Source organism: Nocardia sp. NPDC057440 (genome assembly GCF_042802915.1).
GTDB lineage: Bacteria > Actinomycetota > Actinomycetes > Mycobacteriales > Mycobacteriaceae > Nocardia.
In genome coordinates this window covers 457,120-475,820 of sequence record NZ_JBHVDF010000001.1, presented here as the reverse complement: position 1 = coordinate 475,820, position 18,701 = coordinate 457,120, and the positions used below count along the sequence as shown (strand labels likewise).

The 18,701-nt window shown below is 68.0% G+C and carries 9 protein-coding genes and 1 pseudogene; 7 read left to right on the top strand and 3 right to left on the bottom strand.

Annotated features, from left to right (window positions below; genetic code table 11):
* Positions 1 to 204: 204 nt before the first annotated feature.
* From ACFU4Z_RS02110 to ACFU4Z_RS02100, 3 genes are all read left to right on the top strand, one after another.
* The gene (locus ACFU4Z_RS02110; protein ID WP_379058981.1) at positions 205 to 7,881 is read left to right on the top strand and encodes an amino acid adenylation domain-containing protein; all 7,677 of its coding nucleotides are present in this window, start codon (positions 205 to 207) and stop codon (positions 7,879 to 7,881) included.
* A 237-nt stretch (positions 7,882 to 8,118) separates the two neighbouring features.
* Positions 8,119 to 9,141 carry an alpha/beta hydrolase gene (locus ACFU4Z_RS02105; RefSeq protein WP_379059303.1) on the top strand — a complete coding sequence of 341 codons (1,023 nt, stop codon included), beginning with the start codon at positions 8,119 to 8,121 and terminating at the stop codon, positions 9,139 to 9,141.
* A 262-nt stretch (positions 9,142 to 9,403) separates the two neighbouring features.
* Positions 9,404 to 10,642, top strand: coding sequence for an Nramp family divalent metal transporter (locus tag ACFU4Z_RS02100; RefSeq protein ID WP_379059301.1), 1,239 nt, complete (start codon positions 9,404 to 9,406; stop codon positions 10,640 to 10,642).
* A 5-nt stretch (positions 10,643 to 10,647) separates the two neighbouring features.
* Here ACFU4Z_RS02100 and ACFU4Z_RS02095 read toward each other — a convergent pair whose 3' ends face one another.
* Both ACFU4Z_RS02095 and ACFU4Z_RS02090 read right to left on the bottom strand, forming a co-directional pair.
* The gene (locus ACFU4Z_RS02095; protein ID WP_379058979.1) at positions 10,648 to 11,673 is read right to left on the bottom strand and encodes an SDR family oxidoreductase; all 1,026 of its coding nucleotides are present in this window, start codon (positions 11,671 to 11,673) and stop codon (positions 10,648 to 10,650) included.
* A gap of 166 nt (positions 11,674 to 11,839) precedes the next feature.
* Positions 11,840 to 12,643, bottom strand: a complete 804-nt coding sequence (locus ACFU4Z_RS02090; protein WP_379058976.1) for an enoyl-CoA hydratase-related protein — start codon at positions 12,641 to 12,643, stop codon at positions 11,840 to 11,842.
* Positions 12,644 to 12,808: 165 nt separating this feature from the next.
* Here ACFU4Z_RS02090 and ACFU4Z_RS02085 point away from each other — a divergent pair, with 165 nt between their 5' ends.
* The gene (locus ACFU4Z_RS02085; protein WP_379058973.1) at positions 12,809 to 14,029 is read left to right on the top strand and encodes a TetR/AcrR family transcriptional regulator; all 1,221 of its coding nucleotides are present in this window, start codon (positions 12,809 to 12,811) and stop codon (positions 14,027 to 14,029) included.
* 1 nt (position 14,030) lies between these two features.
* On the opposite strand, the gene ACFU4Z_RS02080 is transcribed toward ACFU4Z_RS02085, so the two are convergent.
* Entirely contained in the window at positions 14,031 to 15,533 is a 1,503-nt protein-coding gene (locus ACFU4Z_RS02080; protein WP_379058970.1) for an aldehyde dehydrogenase family protein, read from the bottom strand.
* 370 nt (positions 15,534 to 15,903) lie between these two features.
* On the opposite strand from ACFU4Z_RS02080, the gene ACFU4Z_RS02075 reads away from it, so the two are divergent.
* The 3 genes and pseudogenes from ACFU4Z_RS02075 to ACFU4Z_RS02065 all read left to right on the top strand — a co-directional run.
* Positions 15,904 to 16,923: an ATP-binding cassette domain-containing protein gene (locus ACFU4Z_RS02075; RefSeq protein ID WP_379058967.1), complete on the top strand. Its 1,020-nt coding sequence runs from the start codon at positions 15,904 to 15,906 to the stop codon at positions 16,921 to 16,923.
* Positions 16,924 to 16,967: 44 nt separating this feature from the next.
* A complete protein-coding gene (locus ACFU4Z_RS02070; RefSeq protein ID WP_379059299.1) occupies positions 16,968 to 17,750 on the top strand; it encodes an ABC transporter permease in 783 nt (260 codons plus the stop codon).
* 17 nt (positions 17,751 to 17,767) lie between these two features.
* Positions 17,768 to 18,598 (top strand): annotated as a pseudogene (locus ACFU4Z_RS02065) (ABC transporter permease); the annotation flags it as partial.
* Positions 18,599 to 18,701 lie beyond the last annotated feature (103 nt).

The window sequence follows — 18,701 nt, the reverse complement described above, 5'->3', positions numbered from 1 at the left end:
AATGTAGCGGTCCCCTACGACAGCGGTTACCGTGTCCGTCGCGAGCTCAGGCACGGTACCTCCGGTAGCGATCGCCGTGGACCTCGGCGATCCTCTCGGTAGCGCTGTGGAGGGGAGCGTGTTCGTGTGAATAGGTAAGGTGAGCTGCTTCATGTTTCGCGTGGTCGGACAATATCGGCACGAGACATCGATAGCGGTGCACGCGTGACGCGCACGGCGAGGGTCCGGCCTGCCAGGATCAGAGCGCGCGCGACCACCTTGCCGCAGTTGATCGCGGCCGCCGTGGACGCGAATCCGGCAGGCACCGCCATCGTCTGCGCCGATGCGACCAGCAGATCCGTCGCGCTGAGTTACGCCGAGCTCGACGAGCGCTCGACCCGGCTCGCGCGGTTGCTCATCGCGCGAGGCATCGGCCCCGAAGACCTGGTCGCGGTGGCCATGCCGCGATCACTGCATTCCGTGCTCGCCGTGTGGGCGGTGGCCAAGACGGGCGCCGGGTTCGTTCCCATCGACCCGAACTATCCGGCCGACCTGGTCACGCACATGGTCGGCGATTCCGGCGTGCGCTTCGGGCTGACCGTCGCCGCGGTCCATGACGATCTGCCCGACCTGGCCGAATGGCTGGTCATCGATACTCCGGATACGGCACAGCTGCTGGCGGAGTATCCGGCGGATCTGGTCACCTACCTGGATCGGGTGCGGCCGCTGCATGCCGAACATCCCGCGTACGTCATCTATACATCGGGTTCCGCCGGCACACCGAAAGGCGTGGTCGTCACGCAGGCCGGGCTCGGCCGCTTCTGCGATGAGCAGCGGGTCCGCTATCGGGTCACGCGCACCGCGCGCACCCTGCACTTCGCGTCCCTGTCCTTCGACGCCTCGGTGCTCGAGCTGCTGCTCGCACTCGGCGGCGCCGCCACCATGGTGGTGGTCGCGCCGACGGTGTACGGCGGTGCGGAACTCGCCACCGTCCTGCGCAGGGAAGCGGTGACCCACGCGTTCGTCACGCCGGCGGCATTGGCCTCGGTGGATCCGGCCGGTCTCGACGAGCTGGCCGTGGTGATCGTCGGCGGCGACGTCTGCCCGCCGGAGCTGGTGCGGCGCTGGGTGTTGCCGATCGGGCAGGAGCGCACGCGCGAGTTCTGCAATGGTTACGGGCCGACCGAGACCACCATCATGACCAATATCAGCGCGCCGATGGTTCCTGGTGCGCCGGTGACCATTGGTGCGCCGATCCGTGGCGTCACCGCCCATGTGCTCAACGATCGGCTGCGCCCGGTGCCCGATCGGGTGATCGGCGAGCTGTATCTCGCTGGAGCACAACTGGCTCGCGGCTACCACGACCAGCCGGCGCTCACTGCCGCTCGCTTTGTGGCCAATCCGTTCGATCCCGGCAGCGGCAGGCTCTACCGCACCGGCGATCTGGTGCGCCGTACTCCCAGCGGTGAGCTGGAATACCTTGGTCGCAACGACTCGCAGGTGAAGATCCGTGGGTTCCACGTCGAACTGGGTGAGATCGATGCGGTGCCGGCATCGCATGCGCACGTCGACCTCGCTCGAACCGATTTCCAGGTGAAGATCCGCGGTTTCCGTATCGAGCTGGGGGAGATCGAGGCAGCGCTGCTGGCGTTGCCGCAGATCGCGCAGGCCGTCGTCATCGCGCTATCCGATCCGAGAATCGGTGACCGGCTGGTCGCGTACCTGGTCGCGGCGGATCCCGGCTCCGATACGGACGGCGTTTCGGTCAAGGCGGCGTTGTCGGCGGTCCTGCCGTCGTACATGGTGCCGAGCGCCTACGTGATGCTCGACGCGCTGCCGCTGACCGCCAACGGCAAGCTCGACCGCAAGGCATTGCCGGAACCGGAATTCCAGACGCGGGTCTTCCGTGCCGCCTCGACTCCGGTCGAGGAGATCGTGGCGGGCGTGTTCGCCGAGGTGCTCGGAGTCGAGCTCGTCGGCGCGGACGACGATTTCTTCGCGCTGGGCGGCAACTCGCTGCTGGCCACCCAGGCCACGGCCCGGGTGGGCGCGGCACTGGATACCCGAGTGCTGGTGCGTCAGCTGTTCGAAGCGCCGACCGTTGCGGGGTTGGCCGCCACAGTCGAGCAGCACGCCGGAGTGGGCGGGCGACCCGCGTTGGTCGCCGGAACGCGACCGGAGCGAATCCCGTTGTCGCTCGCCCAGCGTCGAATGTGGTTCCTCAATCAATTCGACGTCGAATCGGCGGCCTACAACATCCCGGTGGCGCTGCGGCTGTCCGGCGACCTGGACATCGCCGCGCTCGACCTGGCCGTGCGTGACATGGTCGCCAGGCACGAAGTGCTGCGCACGCTCTACCCGCAGACCGCCGACGGCCCGATTCAGCAGGTGCTCGCACCGCACGAGGTGCCTGTCGATCTTGCGCCGCTGCGGATCGCGGAAGGGGAGGTCGGCCGACAGGTGCAGCGCCTCGCGGCCGCGGGCTTCGACGTCAGTGCGGAGGTCGCGTTCCGCGCCACCCTGTTCCAACTCGACGACGGCGAATACATCCTGGTCTTCGTCGCCCATCACATCGGAGTCGACGGCTGGTCGATGGGGCCGCTGGTACGCGACGTCATGCTCGCCTACTCCGCCCGCAGCGGCGGTGCGGCCCCGGCATGGGCGCCGCTGCCTGTGCAGTACGCGGACTACAGCATCTGGCAGCGAGCGCTGCTCGGCACGGAATCCGATACGGACAGCGTGATTTCGGCGCAGGCCGGTTACTGGCGCACCGCGCTTGCCGGGTTGCCCGGCGAGCTGAACCTGCCCACCGACCGCACCCGCCCCGTGGTGCCGTCCTTCGCAGGCGGCACCACGGATTTCGTGGTCGACGCGCAGGTGTACGCAGGCCTGCGCCGACTGGCTCGCGAGCATGACGCGACCATGTTCATGGTGGTGCACGCCGCGCTCGCGGTCTTCCTGGCCCGGTTGTCCGGCAGCGACGACATCGCCATCGGCACCGCGGTGGCCGGGCGCGGCGACGCCGAGCTCGACGACATGATCGGCATGTTCGTCAACACCCTGGTGCTGCGTACGCAGGTGCCGGGTGAACTCACCTTCGGTGAGTTGCTCGCCCGGACCAAGGACACCGACCTGCAGGCCTTCGCGCACGCCGACCTGCCGTTCGAGCGTCTGGTCGAGCTGCTCGATCCGCCGCGCTCGACCGCGCGACATCCGCTGTTCCAGGTGGCGCTGTCGTTTCTCAATTTCCCCGACAGCAGCTTCGAGCTACCCGGGCTCAGCATCCAGACCGTCGATTTCGACGTCACCGTCGCGCCGTACGATCTGGCGCTTGCCATCCGAGCGGCGGGCGAATCCGGTGACGGCGCGGGCCTATACGGCGAATTCACCTATGCGCGAGACCTTTTCGATGACGCCACGGTCGGAGTATTCGCCGAACGATTCACCCGGCTGCTCGCGGCGATCGCGGCCGCGCCGCAGATCCCCGTCGGCGACCTGCCGCTGCTCGACGCCGCCGAAAGCGCGCTGCTGACCCGCCCGCACCGGGATCAGGCGATGGCCACCGGGCTGTTGCCCGACCTGCTGACGCGTGCGGTCCACACCGACCCCTACGCCATCGCCGTTCGCCACCAGGGCCGCTCGGTGAGCTATCGCGAACTCGACAAATACTCCTCGCGGTTGGCGCGCGTACTGATCGACCGCGGCGTCGGCCCGGAGAGCCTTGTCGCTCTCGCCTTCTCGCGTTCCTACGACATGGTCGCCATGGTGTGGGCCGTGGCGAAGGCCGGTGGCGCGTACCTGCCGATCGACCCGACCTATCCCGAGGAACGGATTCGGCACATGGTGACCGACTCCGGTGCGATCGTCGGAGTCACCGCCGCCGCGCACGCCGAGGAGCTTCCTGGTCGCGGGTGGCTGGTGCTCGACGATCCCGGCACCCAAGCGGTGGTGACGGCATACGCGGCCGATCCGGTCACCGATCGCGACCGGCTGACGCCATTGCGGCCGCAGCATCCGGCGTATGTCATCTACACCTCCGGTTCGACCGGAATCCCCAAGGGCGTCACCGTCACCCACGCCGGACTCGGCGGCCTGATCGATGACGCGACAGAGGTGTTCAGGGTCGAGCCGCGGCACCGGTTCCTGCATCTGTGCTCGCCGAGCTTCGACCCATCGGTGCTGGAATGGCTGTGCGCCTTCCACACCGGGGCGACCCTGGTGATCGCGCCGCCGACCGTGGTCGCCGGTCAGGAGCTGGCCGAATTACTGCTGGCCGAACGGGTCACCCATGCGATCTGCACGCCCGCGGTGCTCGGCACGGTCGATCCGACGGGACTGCCAGAGCTCGAATTCCTCTGTGTCGGCGGTGATGTGACCACATCGGAGCTGGTGGAGAAGTGGCAGCCGGGTCGCCGGTATGTCAACGGGTATGGGCCGACCGAGGCGACGGTCGCGGCCTCCTATGGTGATCTGCACCCGGGGCGACGCGTCACGATCGGCAAGCCCGTGCGCGGAATGTCGGTGCTGGTGCTGGATTCGCGGTTGCGTCCGGTGCCACCCGGAGTCGCCGGTGAGCTCTATCTGTCGGGTGCGGCGCTGGCACGCGGCTATCACAACCGTGCCGGACTGACGGCGGAACGCTTCGTCGCCGATCCGTGGGGCGGTCCCGGTGCGCGGATGTATCGCACCGGGGATGTGGTGCGCTGGTACGCCGAACCGGGGGAGCGGGCGGGCAATGCCGCTGTGCCCTCGGTGGATTGGGAGCTCGACTGGGTCGGACGCTCGGACTTCCAGGTGAAGATTCGTGGTTTGCGCATCGAGCTCGGCGAGATCGACGAGGTGTTGGCGAGTCACGACGATGTGGAGTTCGCGGTCACCCTCGGTCGTGACACCGGCAGCGGTGAGCAGATGCTCGTCGCCTATACGCTTGCCGCACCCGGCCGGACCATCGATACGGCCGAGCTCGCCGAATATGCCGCGAGCATCTTGCCTTCGCACATGGTGCCCGCGGTGGTCGTCGTGCTCGACGAGATTCCGCTGACCCCGGTCGGCAAACTCGACCGCGCGGCGCTGCCCGAGCCCGACCGCGCGCCGCGGCAGTACCTGGCGCCGTCTACCCCGCTGGAACGGGTTGTCGCGGAGGTGTTCGCCGAGGTACTCGGTGTCGAGCGCATCGGTGCGGACGACGACTTCTTCGCACTGGGCGGCAGTTCGCTGGTGGCGACGCGCGCGGCGAGCCGACTGCGCGGAGAGACCGGTGCCGAGGTGCGGGTGCAGTGGTTCTTCACCGACGCCACCGTCGCGGCGCTGGCTCGCCGGATCGGAGTCTCGGACACCGCCGCCGAGGACGATGCCGCGTCGAGTGTGAACGGCGCGCTGCAAGTGTTGCTGTCGATTCGCGCGGAAGGCGCGGTCGCGCCACTGTTCTGCATTCACCCGATGGCCGGATTGGCGTGGTGCTACGCGGGTCTCGGGTCGTACGTGCCGAGGGATCGGGCGATATTCGGGCTGCAGTCGCCCGCCCTGTCCGAGCCGGGTTACCTGCCGGATTCACTGGACTCGATGGTGGGCCGCTACGTGGCGGAGATTCGCGCGGTGCAACCGGAAGGGCCCTATCACCTGCTCGGCTGGTCCCTCGGCGGCACGCTGGCACACGCGGTCGCGGTCGAGCTACAGACCGAGGGCGCGCAGGTGGCGCTGCTCGCGCTGCTCGACGGTCGCACGGGCGGTGATATCGCCGACTTCCGCGCCGAGATCCGCTCCGCCTTCGCCGAACTCGGTATCGAGGCCTTCCCCGGCGCCGATGACCTGCAGGCGCTCGATGATGCCGCACTGGCCGCCCTGCACGCCGCCATCTCGCCCGAGTTGGCCGTCCTCACCACAGAACGGCTCGGCCGGATCTACCGCGCCGCGGTGCGCTCTGTCGAGCTCGCCGTCGACCACCGGCATCGGGTCTTCCACGGCCGACTGGACTACTTCACCGCCGCAGGCCACGAGACCGAGCACGCGGCCTGGCAGCCGTACGTCGACGGCGCGATCGTCGCGCATCCGGTTCCCGCCCGCCACGAACAGCTGACCTCCCCCGAAGCGCTCGACGTCATCGGCCCACAGCTCGCCGCCCTGCTCGACCGGGAAACCGTTCCGAGTATCGAGGTGCCGGAAGTGGGTGTCGCGCCGGTGTTCACGACGGCGCCCGGCATCGAACGGGCCTCCGAGGCCACCGCCGCCCCGGCGGCCGAGGTACCCGACGCGGCCTTCGCGCCGGGAGCCGCGGCAGCGCCGGGTGTCGAGGAAACACCGGTGGTTCCCGCGCCCGAGGTCAGCGTGCCCCGCGTTGTCCTCGCGCCGAGGGGTACAACAGCGTCGAGTGTCGAAGGTATGCGGGAGGCCCCTGCCGCGGTCGGGGTGCCGGGCGCTGCGGTTGTGCCGATGGCATCGACAGCGTCGAGCGATGAAGGAACGCGAGAGGCCGCTGCCGTACCCGAGGCCGGCGTCTCCGCGGGCGCTGTGGCGCCGGGGGTTTTGACAGCACCGAATGCCGAACCACTCGTCGACGCCGCCCCCCACGAGGCGGCTCCGGAAGCTGCGCGACAGTCGCCGCGACTGGTGGAACCACAGGACGATGTATCGGGTCCGCTGCCGTTGACGCCGAATGCTGTGCGCTTGCTGGAGGCTGGTGTCGAGGTGCGGGCGATCGTGATCGATGTGCCGTCGAATTGTTCGGCCGAAGCCGTGCAGTCGGCCGTCGACACCGTGCTCGAACAGCATCCGATGCTCTGGGTCCGATTGCGCCGCGACGAGCGCTCCGGTGCACCGGAGTTCGAGATCCCGGCCGCGGACCAGCGGCTCGACGAGGCCTTCCTGCAATTGGATGCGACGAGCACGGAGATCGCGCCACCGCTGGATGACGTGGTGCGCGAGGTGGCCACCGAACTGGATCCCGCGCACGGCCGCAATATCCGCTTCGTCCTGGTTCGTGGCCAGAAGGACGCGACACTGGTGGTGGTGGCCAACGGTTTGGTGGTCGACGACTCCTCGTGGCGCACGATCATCGACAAACTCTCCACCGCCTGGTGGCGTGGCAGGCACGCCACCCCCGCGGTGCCGGAATCGGGTCTGCGCGAGCTGCTGCGGGAGTTGTCGCGGCGGTCGGAAGGCCCCGACGTCATCGATGAAATGTCGTGGTGGCAGGCCACATTGGGGGCGGTGCCCGCGACGCTCAATCCCGTGGGCGACTCGCATCCACGATCACGCCGCCGGGTGTCGCTGACCATCACCGCCGAGGGCACCGCGGCCGTGGCCGCCGCGGCCGCGGCGTATCAAGCCGAGGTCGAGGAGGTCCTGCTGACCGCGGTGGCCCTCGCGCTGGTCACCGCCGCCGGTGAGACGGTCACCCGCACCATCGGCCCGGTGATCCGACTGGCCGCCGACGCCCGCTCGGTGACTGTCACCGACACCATCGTCGGCGGGTTCACCACGGACTACCCGCTCCCGCTCTGGCTGGACGGTGTGGATGTGGCGGACGCACTCATCGGTGGACCCGCGGCAGGCGTCGCGATCAGCCAGGTCAGAGAGCTGCGCCGGTCAGCGCCGGGGCGCGGCGTCGGTTATGGCGTGCTGCGCTATCTCAACTCCGACACCGGCGCGCGGCTGCGGGCGCTGCCACGGGGGCGCTTCGCGCTCCGGTATCGTGATCTGCGCCCGGCCCGGGTGCACAGCGAGGCGCCGATCGGTGACCTGTTGCTCGACCTCACCGCCGACGCGACCGCCGAGGGCATGCTGATCCGCTTCGACTACGCCGCCGACGTCTTCGGCGGCGACGAGGTGAAGACCTTCGCCGAGCATTGGATCCGGGCATTGGGCGGGCTGGCCGAGCATGGCCAGCAGCTGATGGGCCGGTGACGCCCGTCTCGGTCGGCGAGGCAGAGGTGCTCATGATTGGCCAGGTCAGGCATGATAAGGCAACATCGCAGTAACGATGGCCCCTGTTGTCACGACTACATAGGCCGTATGGTCGGCGTGGTGCCGACTGTGGATGCCCGGCGGCCAGGGGAAAGCCCAACCGTAATCTCGATACGAAGTGAAGGTGTGAAATTGATCCGTCGACAGACTCGGCGCCTCGGCACGCGTGCCGCCGCGATGATCGCGGCCACCGCAGTTCTCGCGGGCGTTATGTCCGGATTCGGCACATCCACAGCGACGGCTGACCCGATCATTGATCAGAAGGCCCTGCTCGCCAACCCGACCGCGCCCGACGGCTCGAAGATCACGAAGGCCGTATACAAGGACGCGCGCAGCATCCGCCTGACCGTGTTCTCGGCGGCGATGGACAAGAACATCACCATCGACGTGCAGCGCCCCGCCGACGCGTCGGTGCCGCGGCCGACCCTGTACCTGCTCAATGGTGCGGGCGGCGGTGAGGACGACGCGTCGTGGGTGGCCAAGACCGACGCGCTGGAGTTCCTCGCCGACAAGAACGTCAATGTCGTGCAGCCCATCGGCGGCAAGTGGAGCTACTACACCGACTGGATCAAGGACGACCCGACGCTGGGCCGCAACAAGTGGAAGACCTTCTTCACCGAGGAGCTGCCTCCGCTGATCGACGGCGCGCTGGGCACCAACGGTGTGAATGCCATCGCGGGCCTGTCGACTTCGGGCACCACCGTGCTCGCCCTGCCGATCGCGAAGCCGGGTCTGTACAAGGCCGTCGCCGCCTACAGCGGCTGCGCCCAGACCAGTGACGCGGTCGGCTCGGAGTTCGTGAAGCTGACCGTGGAGACCTGGGGCGGCGGTAGCACCGACAACATGTGGGGCCCGGCGGGTTCGCCCGAGTGGATTGCCAACGACCCGTTCGTGAATGCGGAGGGTCTGCGTGGTCTCGACCTCTACATCTCGACCGGCAACGGACTGCCCGGCCAGTACGACCAGCTGAACAACCCCTACGCGCTGCCCGGCTCCTTCGGCCTGGCCAACCAGATCCTCATCGGCGGCGTGATCGAGGCGGGCACCAACTTCTGCACCCACAACCTCCAGGGCAAGCTGAACCAGCTGGGCATCCCGGCGACCTTCAACTTCCGGAACGCGGGCACCCACTCGTGGGGCTACTGGAACGACGAGCTGCACGCCTCCTGGCCGGTCCTGGCCAAGGGCCTCGGCATCTGATCCCATCGCCCGGCGGATCGAACCCGGCCGCCCTGATTGTGTCGACCGACACAATCAGGGCGGCCGTTTCGTATTCCAGGGTTCTGCGCCGCGGCTGATCTCGTTCGTCCCTGGGTAACTTCACCGGGCACCGGCTAACCCCGACCGCTAGCTACCGACGACACCGTTGTAGCGCCCGAATCCGGCCCGAAGATCCGGAGCGGCGGCCCAGGCTAACCAAAAAGTTTGGTAACCCGTAAAATTCTGTTCTGTGAGTACAACCCTGGCCGAGTCGGCGCGCACCGCGTCGCATCGGGCGAGATCTGTCAGTGTCTTGCTCGGTCCGGCATTCGTAGCTGCCATCGCCTATGTCGACCCGGGAAATGTGGCGTCGAATATCAGCGCGGGCGCGCAGTTCGGATACCTGCTCGTGTGGGTCATCGTGATGGCCAATGTGATGGCCGGGCTGGTGCAGTTCCTGTCCGCGAAGCTGGGATTGGTCACCGGCATGTCGCTGCCGGAGGCGGTGCGGGACAAGGCGAGTCGCCCGGTCCGACTCGCGTATTGGGGTCAAGCCGAGACCGTCGCGATGGCGACCGATCTCGCCGAAGTGGTCGGCGGCGCGATCGCGCTGAAGCTGTTGTTCGGGCTGCCGCTGGTGGTCGGCGGCGTGATCACCGGTGTGGTCTCGATGGGACTGCTGCTGGTGCAGGACCGGCGCGGACAGCGGCCGTTCGAGCGGGTCATCACCGGCTTGCTCGCCATCATCGCCATTGGCTTCCTCGCCAGCGTGGTGATCTCGCCGCCCTCGGTGTCCGGCACGATCGGTGGCCTGCTGCCGCGATTCCAGGGCACCGAGAGCGTGCTGCTCGCGGCGGCAATGATCGGTGCGACGGTGATGCCGCACGCGGTGTACCTGCACTCCGGACTGGCCAGGGACCGGCACGGCCACCCCGAGCCGGGCCCGCTGCGGGTCCGGCTGCTGCGCGTCACCAAATATGATGTCGGACTCGCCATGGTGCTGGCGGGCACGGTCAATCTGGCGATGCTGCTGATGGCCGCGAATACCCTGCGTGGCCGCGAGAATGTCGACACCCTCGAGGGCGCCCACGCCGCGGTCGGCGAGGTCCTCGGTCCCGTCGCCGCTCTGCTGCTGGCGATCGGCCTGCTGGCCTCGGGCCTGGCCTCCACGTCGGTCGGCGCCTACGCGGGCGCGATGATCATGGAAGGCCTGCTGCGCCGCAAGATTCCGCTGCTCACGCGTCGCCTGGTGACCCTGATCCCCGCGATCACCATCCTCGCTATCGGCATCGATCCCACGCGCGCCCTGATCATCTCGCAGGTCGTGCTGTCCTTCGGTATTCCGTTCGCGCTGATCCCGCTCGTCCGCTTCACCAGCGACCGCGCCCTGATGGGCGCCGACGTCAACCATCGCGTGACGACATCGCTCGCCTGGCTGGTCGCGATCGTCATCAGCCTGCTCAATGTGGCGCTGATCTACCTGACGGTCACCGGTAACTGAGCGGCTCAGGCCCAGTTCTCGATCCAGTATTTCCAGATCAGCGGGGCATAGGCGGCCAGCGGCGGCACCTTGATATCGGTGCCGCTGAGCGCGGCGGTGGCGTGGCGGCAGTCGAACCAGCAGGTGAATTCGCTGTGCTCCAACACATCCAGCGGGACGCCGACGCGGGGGAGCAGCCAGTTGGTGCCCGGCACCCGCAGCATCATGTTCAGGGTGCGTTTGGGCATCACCTCCACCAGGTGTGGCGCCCCGGCCTCGTCGGCGAACAGGTTCAGCGCCTCGACCGCACTCTGCCTGCGCGGATCGACGAGGTGGTAGGTGGCCGGCGTCGAGCCCGGCTGGTGAGCAAGGTGATCCAGGGCACGGGCGACGAAGTCGACCGGCACCATATTGGTTTCGCCGAGCTTGGGCACCAGCACCGGCAGGATTCTGGGCAGCTGCGCAGCCATCCGCAGCAGCCGGAAGAAGTAGTAGGGCCCGTCGATCCGGTCGATTTCGCCGGTGCGGGAGTGTCCGACCACGATCGGCGGCCGATAGATACGCCAGTTCAGCGCGGACTCGCGCACGATCCGCTCAGCCTCGAACTTGGCCCGCTGCATCGGCGTTGTCAGCACCTGGCCCTCGTCGAACATGTCCTCGGTGAAAAGGCCCGTGCACGACCCTGCCACCTCCACCGTCGAGACATGATGCAGCAGACCGGCTTTCAGGTCCTCCGCGACATCGACCACGTGCCTGGTGCCGCCGCCGCGCGCGGTCAGGTCGTAGCTGGATGCCAGATGGAAGACGTGATCGATCGATCCGCGGTGCTCGGCGAGCCACGCCGGATCGATGCCGAGCCCGTCGGCCCCGAGGTCGCCGCGGACCGGCCGCACCCGGTCGCCGCCGTCCCACTCGCGCGCGCAGCAGGCATACCGCGCGGCCGAGTCGGCGCCGGGCCGGACAAGCACATGGATATCACCCTCGCGTTCGAGCAGCCCGGGGATGAGGAATCGACCGATAAACCCAGTTGCTCCGGTAACCAGGTAAGCCATAGCCGATGAACATAGTCGCTCCGCTCGTCGGGTTCGCCGCCGGGACGGTCACTGCATCCAATAAGTCGCGACTATCGCCACCGACGCACCGCTCGGCACGATGACACCTTCCCAGCGCAGCGAGACCAAGGGGGCCGCGAACACGCAGCGCCGCGGGCGCTGCCAATCAAACACCGAAGACCGGCTTGCGCTTGGTGAGCATCGCCGTCGCGCCTTCGAAGAAGTCGGGGGATTGCAGGAGTTCGATCTGGCCGCTCTTCTCGGCCGCGAGCGCGGCGTCGAGTTGGGTCAGCGTCGCCGCGTTGAGCGCCTTCTTGGTGAGCTCGAGGGCGCGCCGCGGGCCCGCGGCGATCTTCGCAGCGGCGGCCTCCACCGTCGCGTCCAGTTCGTCCGCACCGAGCACCGCGGTGAACAGGCCCGCCGCCTTGGCCTGTGGTGCGGGCAGTCGCTCGCCGAGCAGTGCCATCTCGGCCGCGAGCGGGCGTCCCGCGGCCGCGGCGACCATCGCGGCGGCGCCGCCGTCGGGCATCAGGCCGATATTGATGAAGGCGAGCAGCAGGTAGGACTCCTCGCTGGCGTAGACGAGGTCGGCGGCAAGCGCGATGCCTACTCCGACGCCCGCCGCTGCGCCCTTGACTCGCGCGATAACCGGAATCGGCACATCCACAATGGCTTTCACGAGCCGGTTGGCCGCATCCATCACCTGGTCGGAGGTGATGCCGCGTTGCGCCTCCGATGCGGTCGCCGCCAGATCGGCGCCGGTGCAGAAGTCGGCGCCCGCACCGGTCAGTACGATTACCCGGACCGAGGCGTCCTCGGCGGCAGCGAGGAAGGTATCACCGAGCGCGACCATCGTGTCGTAGTCGACGGCGTTCTTGCGCGTGGGCTTGGTGATGGTCACTCGGAGCACCTTGCCGTCGTGGACGGCCGAGAAGCCCGCAGGAGTGGTTGCGGAATCGGCGTTGCTCATGGGGTGCTCCTGGTCTGGAATTCGGTGGACCGGTTCTTGCGAGCCATCTGTAAGCAATCGCTTCGGGAAGCCATGAATAATGGTTAACTTTGCGAATTGTGGTTAACTTAGGTTGATTTGTCCGGCGCTGTCAACCAGCGGCGCCGTCCCAGAACGGAGAGGTACATGGTCGCGGATCGCAGCGAGGTACATCTCGCTTCCGCGCGGCCTGATGCCGGCCAGTCGGTGCGGCGGCGTCCGAAGGATCGCAAGGTGCAGATCATCAGGGCGGCCGCGCGCGCGTTCAGCGAACGCGGGTATTACCCGGTCGGTGTCGACGAGATCGCGGCCGAGGTCGGGATCTCCGGGCCCGCGCTATATCGGCACTTCCGCAATAAGTACGCGCTGCTCGTCGCGGCCGCGGAGGAGGGCGCCCGGCATCTGCTGAAGGTCGCCGAGGCCGCGGACGATCCGCAACAGGAGCCTGCGCGGCGGCTGGACGCCCTGATCAGGGCGATGAGCGAACACACCATCGACATTCGGCGCGAGGCGGGACTGTACCGCTGGGAGCGGCGCTACCTCGAGCAGGCCGACCGGCTTCGGATCCGGAAGATCTACGACGATCTCAACGCGACGGTCGCGGCGCCGATCGCGCTACTGCGGCCGACCGCGCCACCCGAGGACGTGGCGATGCTCGCTGCCGCGGTGCTCAGCGCGATCGCCAGCGTCTCCGCGCACCGCACCGCGTTGTCCACCGCCCGGCTGCTTCCGTTGCTGCACGACATGTGCTGGTCGATCCTGCGCGCCGAGCTGCCGCCCGCACCGCAGCAGCTGAATCCCGGCCCCGCCACCCGCGGCCTTCCGGTCACCTCGAAACGCGAACAGCTGCTCACCGAGTCGATCCGGATCTTCGGCAGGCAGGGCTATCACGAAGCCAGCATCGAGGAGATCGGCGCGGCTGTGGGCATCAACGCCTCCAGCGTGTACCGGTACTTCACCAGCAAGGCCGACCTGCTCGCCGCGGCCTTCCATCGCACCGGAGACCGGGTCGCCATCGCGATCACCGAGGCGCTTGCCGAGGCGACGAGCCGTCCGGACGCGGTCCGGCGCATCGCCTACCGCCAGGCCAGGCTCACCTTCTCGATGCCCGAGATCATGCCGGTCTACTACGCCGAGTTCAGCAATCTGCCGCAGGCCGAGCAGCACAAACTGCGCGCCATTCAGCGTCAGAACGTGCTCGAATGGGCCAACCTGCTCGACGGCGACCCCGTCGAGGCCCGCTTCCGGGTGCACGCCGCCATCGGCCAGGTCATCGATGTCGGCAGGCTGACCAAGTTCGACTCGCGCCCCGAACAACTGGCCCGCGTCTGTGCGCTGATGGAAGCGGTGCTTCTCGGCGCGAGCTGAGTCAGCCCATACGCCGGTGGCGGACCCGGAAGATGGCCTTGGCCACGCGGAGATCGCGGGGATGGCGGTCGAAGGTCGAGAGGTTCACCGGCGCCTGGTAGCGCTTGCGCGCGATGGCCAGCGTCCGGCTGAACTCGCGCAAGCCCTGGTCGCCGTGGTGGTGGCCCTGGCCGTATTCCCCGACCCCGCCGATCGGCAGCGCGGGAATCCCGGCGTATGCGGTTGCGGAATTCACAGTCACAACGCCGACTCTGAGCTGCTCGGCGAACGCCTCGGCGCCGTGCACGTCGCGAGTGAATACCGAGACCGCGACACCGTTGCCGACCGCGTTGATGCGTTGCACGGCCTCGTCCACATTCGCCACTTTGTTGACGATCAGCACCGGCCCGATGCCCTCTCCGGTGATCGCGACGCTCTCCTCCGGCACGTCGGCGAGCACGATGGGCTCGATATAGGGCTCGCGGATCGACTCCAGCCCGCCGACTACCGCCCTGCCGCCGCGAGCCAGCGCGTCGCGCACCTGTTTGCGGACTACATCGACCTGCGACTCCAGAATCATCGGGCCGTAGGACGCCCGCTTGTCCGCGCCGGGTCGCAGCCGCCGCGCCTGATCGGTCACCAATTCGAGGAATCGTTCGTAGACCGAGCTCGCGACGTAGGCGCGCTGGATGCCGTTGGCATTCTGGCCCGCATTGGCCATGGCGCCGAACACCGCGGCCTCCGCGGCGTCGTCGAGCTTCGCGTCGACATGGACGATCATGGCGCCCTTGCCATTGCGCTCGACGACGACCGGCGTCATCGTCTGCCCGCACAGCGAGATCACCTCACGCGCACCCGCGTCGGAGCCCGCGTACGCGATCTTGTCCACCTTGGTCCGGCACAGGGCGGCGCCCGTCCCGTGGTCGCCGGTAACCACCTGCAGCACAGGCTGGTTCGGTGCGAGCCGACTCCAGCTCTCGGCCAGCCACACGCCGACGCCGGTGGTGAGTTCGTTCGGTTTGAACACCACCGTGTTGCCCGCCGCCATCGCATAGGCGATCGAGCCCATCGGGGTGAACACCGGGTTGTTCCACGGCCCGAGCACCCCGACAACGCCGAGCGGCAGATAGCCGACGGAGGCGCGCTGATTGCGGGTCAGCCAGGTGGATCCGAGGCGGCGCCGGTCCAGTACGCGGGCGGCATTACGTGCCGCCCAGTCCAAGTTCTCGACGGCGAGCATTACTTCGATTGCCGCGTCCGCCTCCGGTTTTCCGGTCTCCTCGCACAGGATTTCCACCAATTCGCCTGCCCGCCTGGCAATGCTGCGCTTCCAGTCGAGCAGCCAGCGTTTGCGCCCGCTGAATCCCAGTTCGGCCCACCACTTTTCGGCCGAGCGGGCCGCGCGCACCGTGCGGTTCAACTCGCCGGTGCCCATCACGGCGTAATTCCCGACGACTTCGCCGGTGCGCGGGTCGTAGGACGTCAGCACGTTCGATCGGCCCGATCGCTGCGCGGTCTCGGCCATGGTCACCTCCCGCGGAGTCGATCCGGCACAGGCGCTTCGGGGAGAAGCGGCGCTGTCGCCGACGAATGAGTGCGTGTGTCCCCCGAATAGCAGACTATGGTCGCCACGGCGGCCCGACAAGGCACTGCCGCCGCCCCTGTGCTGCCCCAGAGGGCCGAGAGCGGCATCAACCCAGCGCCGAGCCGATCGCCCGCGGCTAATGTGAGCAAGCACACAGTTGGGTGCGCGGTCCTGTGGGTATCGCGCTGGCGATCGTTCGCGGATCAACGGGCCGGTAACATCGCGCCAGGCGCTACGGATCACCAACCCGGACGTAATTGTGCGTGCGTGCCGACGACCTGGCCGCCCCCCGGCCGATAGTGGAGAGTTGATGCCGAGCTTGAACCAAGCAGATTCACACCCTGACGATGCCGTGTCCGGCACCAGCGAGGTCCGGGACGCCGAGTACGCGGTCGTCGTGGACGATGTCCGGAAATCGTTCGGTGACGTGCACGCGCTGCAAGGTGTCAGCTTCCGCGCCGAGCGGGGGAGCGTGCTCGGCATCCTCGGTCCGAACGGCGCGGGCAAGACCACCGCGGTGAAGATCCTGTCCACGCTGCTGCGCCCGGACTCCGGCACGGCAACCATCGCGGGGCACGACGTCCGCAAGGACCCGGCCGCGGTGCGCCGATCGATCATGATGACCGGTCAGTACGCCGCGCTCGACGAACACCTGTCCGGCCGCGAGAACCTGGAACTGTTCGGCCGGCTGATGGGGCTGGGCAAGTCCGCCGCCCGCAAGCGCGCCGATGTGCTGCTGGAGGAATTCGACCTCGTCGGTGCGGGCCGCAGGCCGGTGCACGGCTATTCCGGCGGCATGCGTCGCCGTGTCGACATCGCCTGTGGTCTGGTGGTGCGGCCCGAGGTCGTGTTTCTCGACGAGCCGACCACCGGCCTCGACCCACGCAGTCGCCAGGGTGTCTGGGATCTGGTGACCGCGCTGCAGAACCAGGGCATCACGGTGCTGCTGACTACGCAGTACCTCGAAGAAGCCGACGTGCTCAGCGACAACATCATCGTCATCGACAAGGGCAGGGTGATCGCCGAGGGCACGGCCGACGAGCTCAAGGCGAAGACCGGCGGCAGCTATTGCGAGGTTGTTCCGCTGGACCCCAAGCAGCTCGATAGCGCCGCGGCCGCGCTCGGTGATCTGGTGCCCGCCGCGGTGCTCGCCGAAATCAACGGCGGCGACCGGCTCTCCATCCCCGCGCCCGAAGGCGCGGCCACCCTCACCGAGGCGCTGCGCCGGCTCGACTCCGCCGGGATCGACCTGGCCGACATCGCGCTGCGGCGGCCCTCCCTCGATGACGTCTTCCTCTCCATCACCGGTCATTCGGGTGGTGCGGCGTGACCGCGTCGACCGCCGAGCGGCCCATCGACGTCGACGCGCCCGCACTGTTCGCCGAGCTACCCACCGCCACACTGTCGGCGTTCGCGCAGTGGCGCGCGCTGACCGGCCGCATCGTCAGGACGATGGTGATGAAAGGCGAGTTGGCTGTCGCCATCGTCACCCCGCTGGTGTTCACCGTCGGCTTCTATCTGCCGCTGCGCTATGTGATGAAGGTCTTCCAGGGCATCGATTACGCGCAGTTCGTGATGCCGATCATCGTGTTGCAGACGATGGCGTTCACCATGATGTCGAACGCGCAGCTGGCCGCACTCGAGTCGGTGACCGGCTTCACCACTCGGTTGCAGACCATGCCGATCGGCGCTCTGGTCCCGTTGACGGCGCGGATCTGCGCCGGAATGGTCCGTTCGGTCACCTCGTTGACCGCGGCGCTGCTCTTCGGTCACATGATCGGTTTCCGTTTCGTCGCAGGGCTCGAACAGGCCGTGCTCTTCTGCGCGTTCTCGCTGGCGATCGGGACCGTGCTCGCGATCGGCGCCGACACGCTCGGCAGCCTCAGCAAGAACCCGGAATCGCTGAGCCAGGCACTGACACTGCCGACCCTGATCTTCGGCATGCTCTCCTGCGGGTTCGTCCCGGAAAAGAGCTTCCCCGAGTGGATCCAGCCGTTCGTGCGCAATCAGCCGATCTCCCAGTTCTCCTTCGCGTTGGCCGACATGGCCCACAACGGGGTGACGTGGCAGGTCCTGTGGGTTCCCTTGGCGTGGCTGGGCGGGCTAGCGATCGCGTTCGTCCCGTTGGCGGTCTGGGCGAGCGTGAGGCGGGCATGAGTACAGCAGAGGCAACCATGACCCATCCGGTCGCCGACGATATCGAGTCGGCAGGCAACTCCCCGCTTCCCGTGGTGACCGCCAGATCCGAACGCGCGCTGAGCACCTGGGCGTTGCACAGCGTGATCCAGTGCAAACGATTGCTGCTGACCTGGTCGCGTGATCCGTCGACCACTATCCAGACGTTGATCTATCCGGCGCTCTCGCTGCTGATGTTCCGCATTGTGCTCGGTAAACCGATCACCGCGGCCACCGGTATTCCGAGCATCTACGGCCAGGTCGCGATGATGACCCTCATCGCGGCGATGACCGGCGCCGTGGTCAGCGCACTCGGCTTCAAGACCGAAAAGGCCACCGGCCTGCTCGGCCGTTTCTGGACGATGCCGGTGCACCGGGCCGCGGGCCTGACCGGACGGATACTCGCCGAGGCCGTTCGCGTCTTCCTCACCACCCTGTTCGTCGTCGCGGTCGGTGTCGTCATCGGCTTCCGCTTTGGGCAGGGGCCGCTGGCGGGCATCGCCTTGATCGGCATTCCGGTGCTGTTCGGAATCGGCTTCGCCGTGCTGATCACAGCACTGGCGACCATCACCGAAGGCGTACTGCTGATCGGCCTCATCGGCACCGTGAATACCTTGCTGATGTTCTTCAACTCGGGCTTCGTCCCGGTCTTCGCCTACCCGGTCTGGCTGCAGAGCACGGTCGAGAATCAGCCCATGAGCTGTGCCATCGATGCGATGCGCGGCCTGTCGTATGGCGGGCCGGTGGCCGAACCCCTCATGAAGAGCCTCGCCTGGACCATCGGCCTGATCGTGGTCTTCGCCTATCCCGCGATTCGCGGCTATCGCCGCGGGGGGGGGCCCCCGCCCCCCCCCCCCCGCCCGCGGGGGGGGGGGGGGGGGGGGGGGGGGGGCGCGCGCGGCCCGCGCGCGGGGGGGGGGCGGCGGGGGGCGG

Excerpts from the sequence above, each read along its gene's own strand:
- ACFU4Z_RS02075 (WP_379058967.1), top strand. The coding sequence starts at position 15,904 with ATGCCGAGCTTGAACCAAGCAGATTCACACCCTGACGATGCCGTGTCC.
- ACFU4Z_RS02080 (WP_379058970.1), bottom strand. The coding sequence starts at position 15,533 with ATGGCCGAGACCGCGCAGCGATCGGGCCGATCGAACGTGCTGACGTCC.
- ACFU4Z_RS02095 (WP_379058979.1), bottom strand. The coding sequence starts at position 11,673 with ATGGCTTACCTGGTTACCGGAGCAACTGGGTTTATCGGTCGATTCCTC.
- ACFU4Z_RS02085 (WP_379058973.1), top strand. The coding sequence starts at position 12,809 with ATGGTCGCGGATCGCAGCGAGGTACATCTCGCTTCCGCGCGGCCTGAT.
- ACFU4Z_RS02090 (WP_379058976.1), bottom strand. The coding sequence starts at position 12,643 with ATGAGCAACGCCGATTCCGCAACCACTCCTGCGGGCTTCTCGGCCGTC.
- ACFU4Z_RS02105 (WP_379059303.1), top strand. The coding sequence starts at position 8,119 with ATGATCGCGGCCACCGCAGTTCTCGCGGGCGTTATGTCCGGATTCGGC.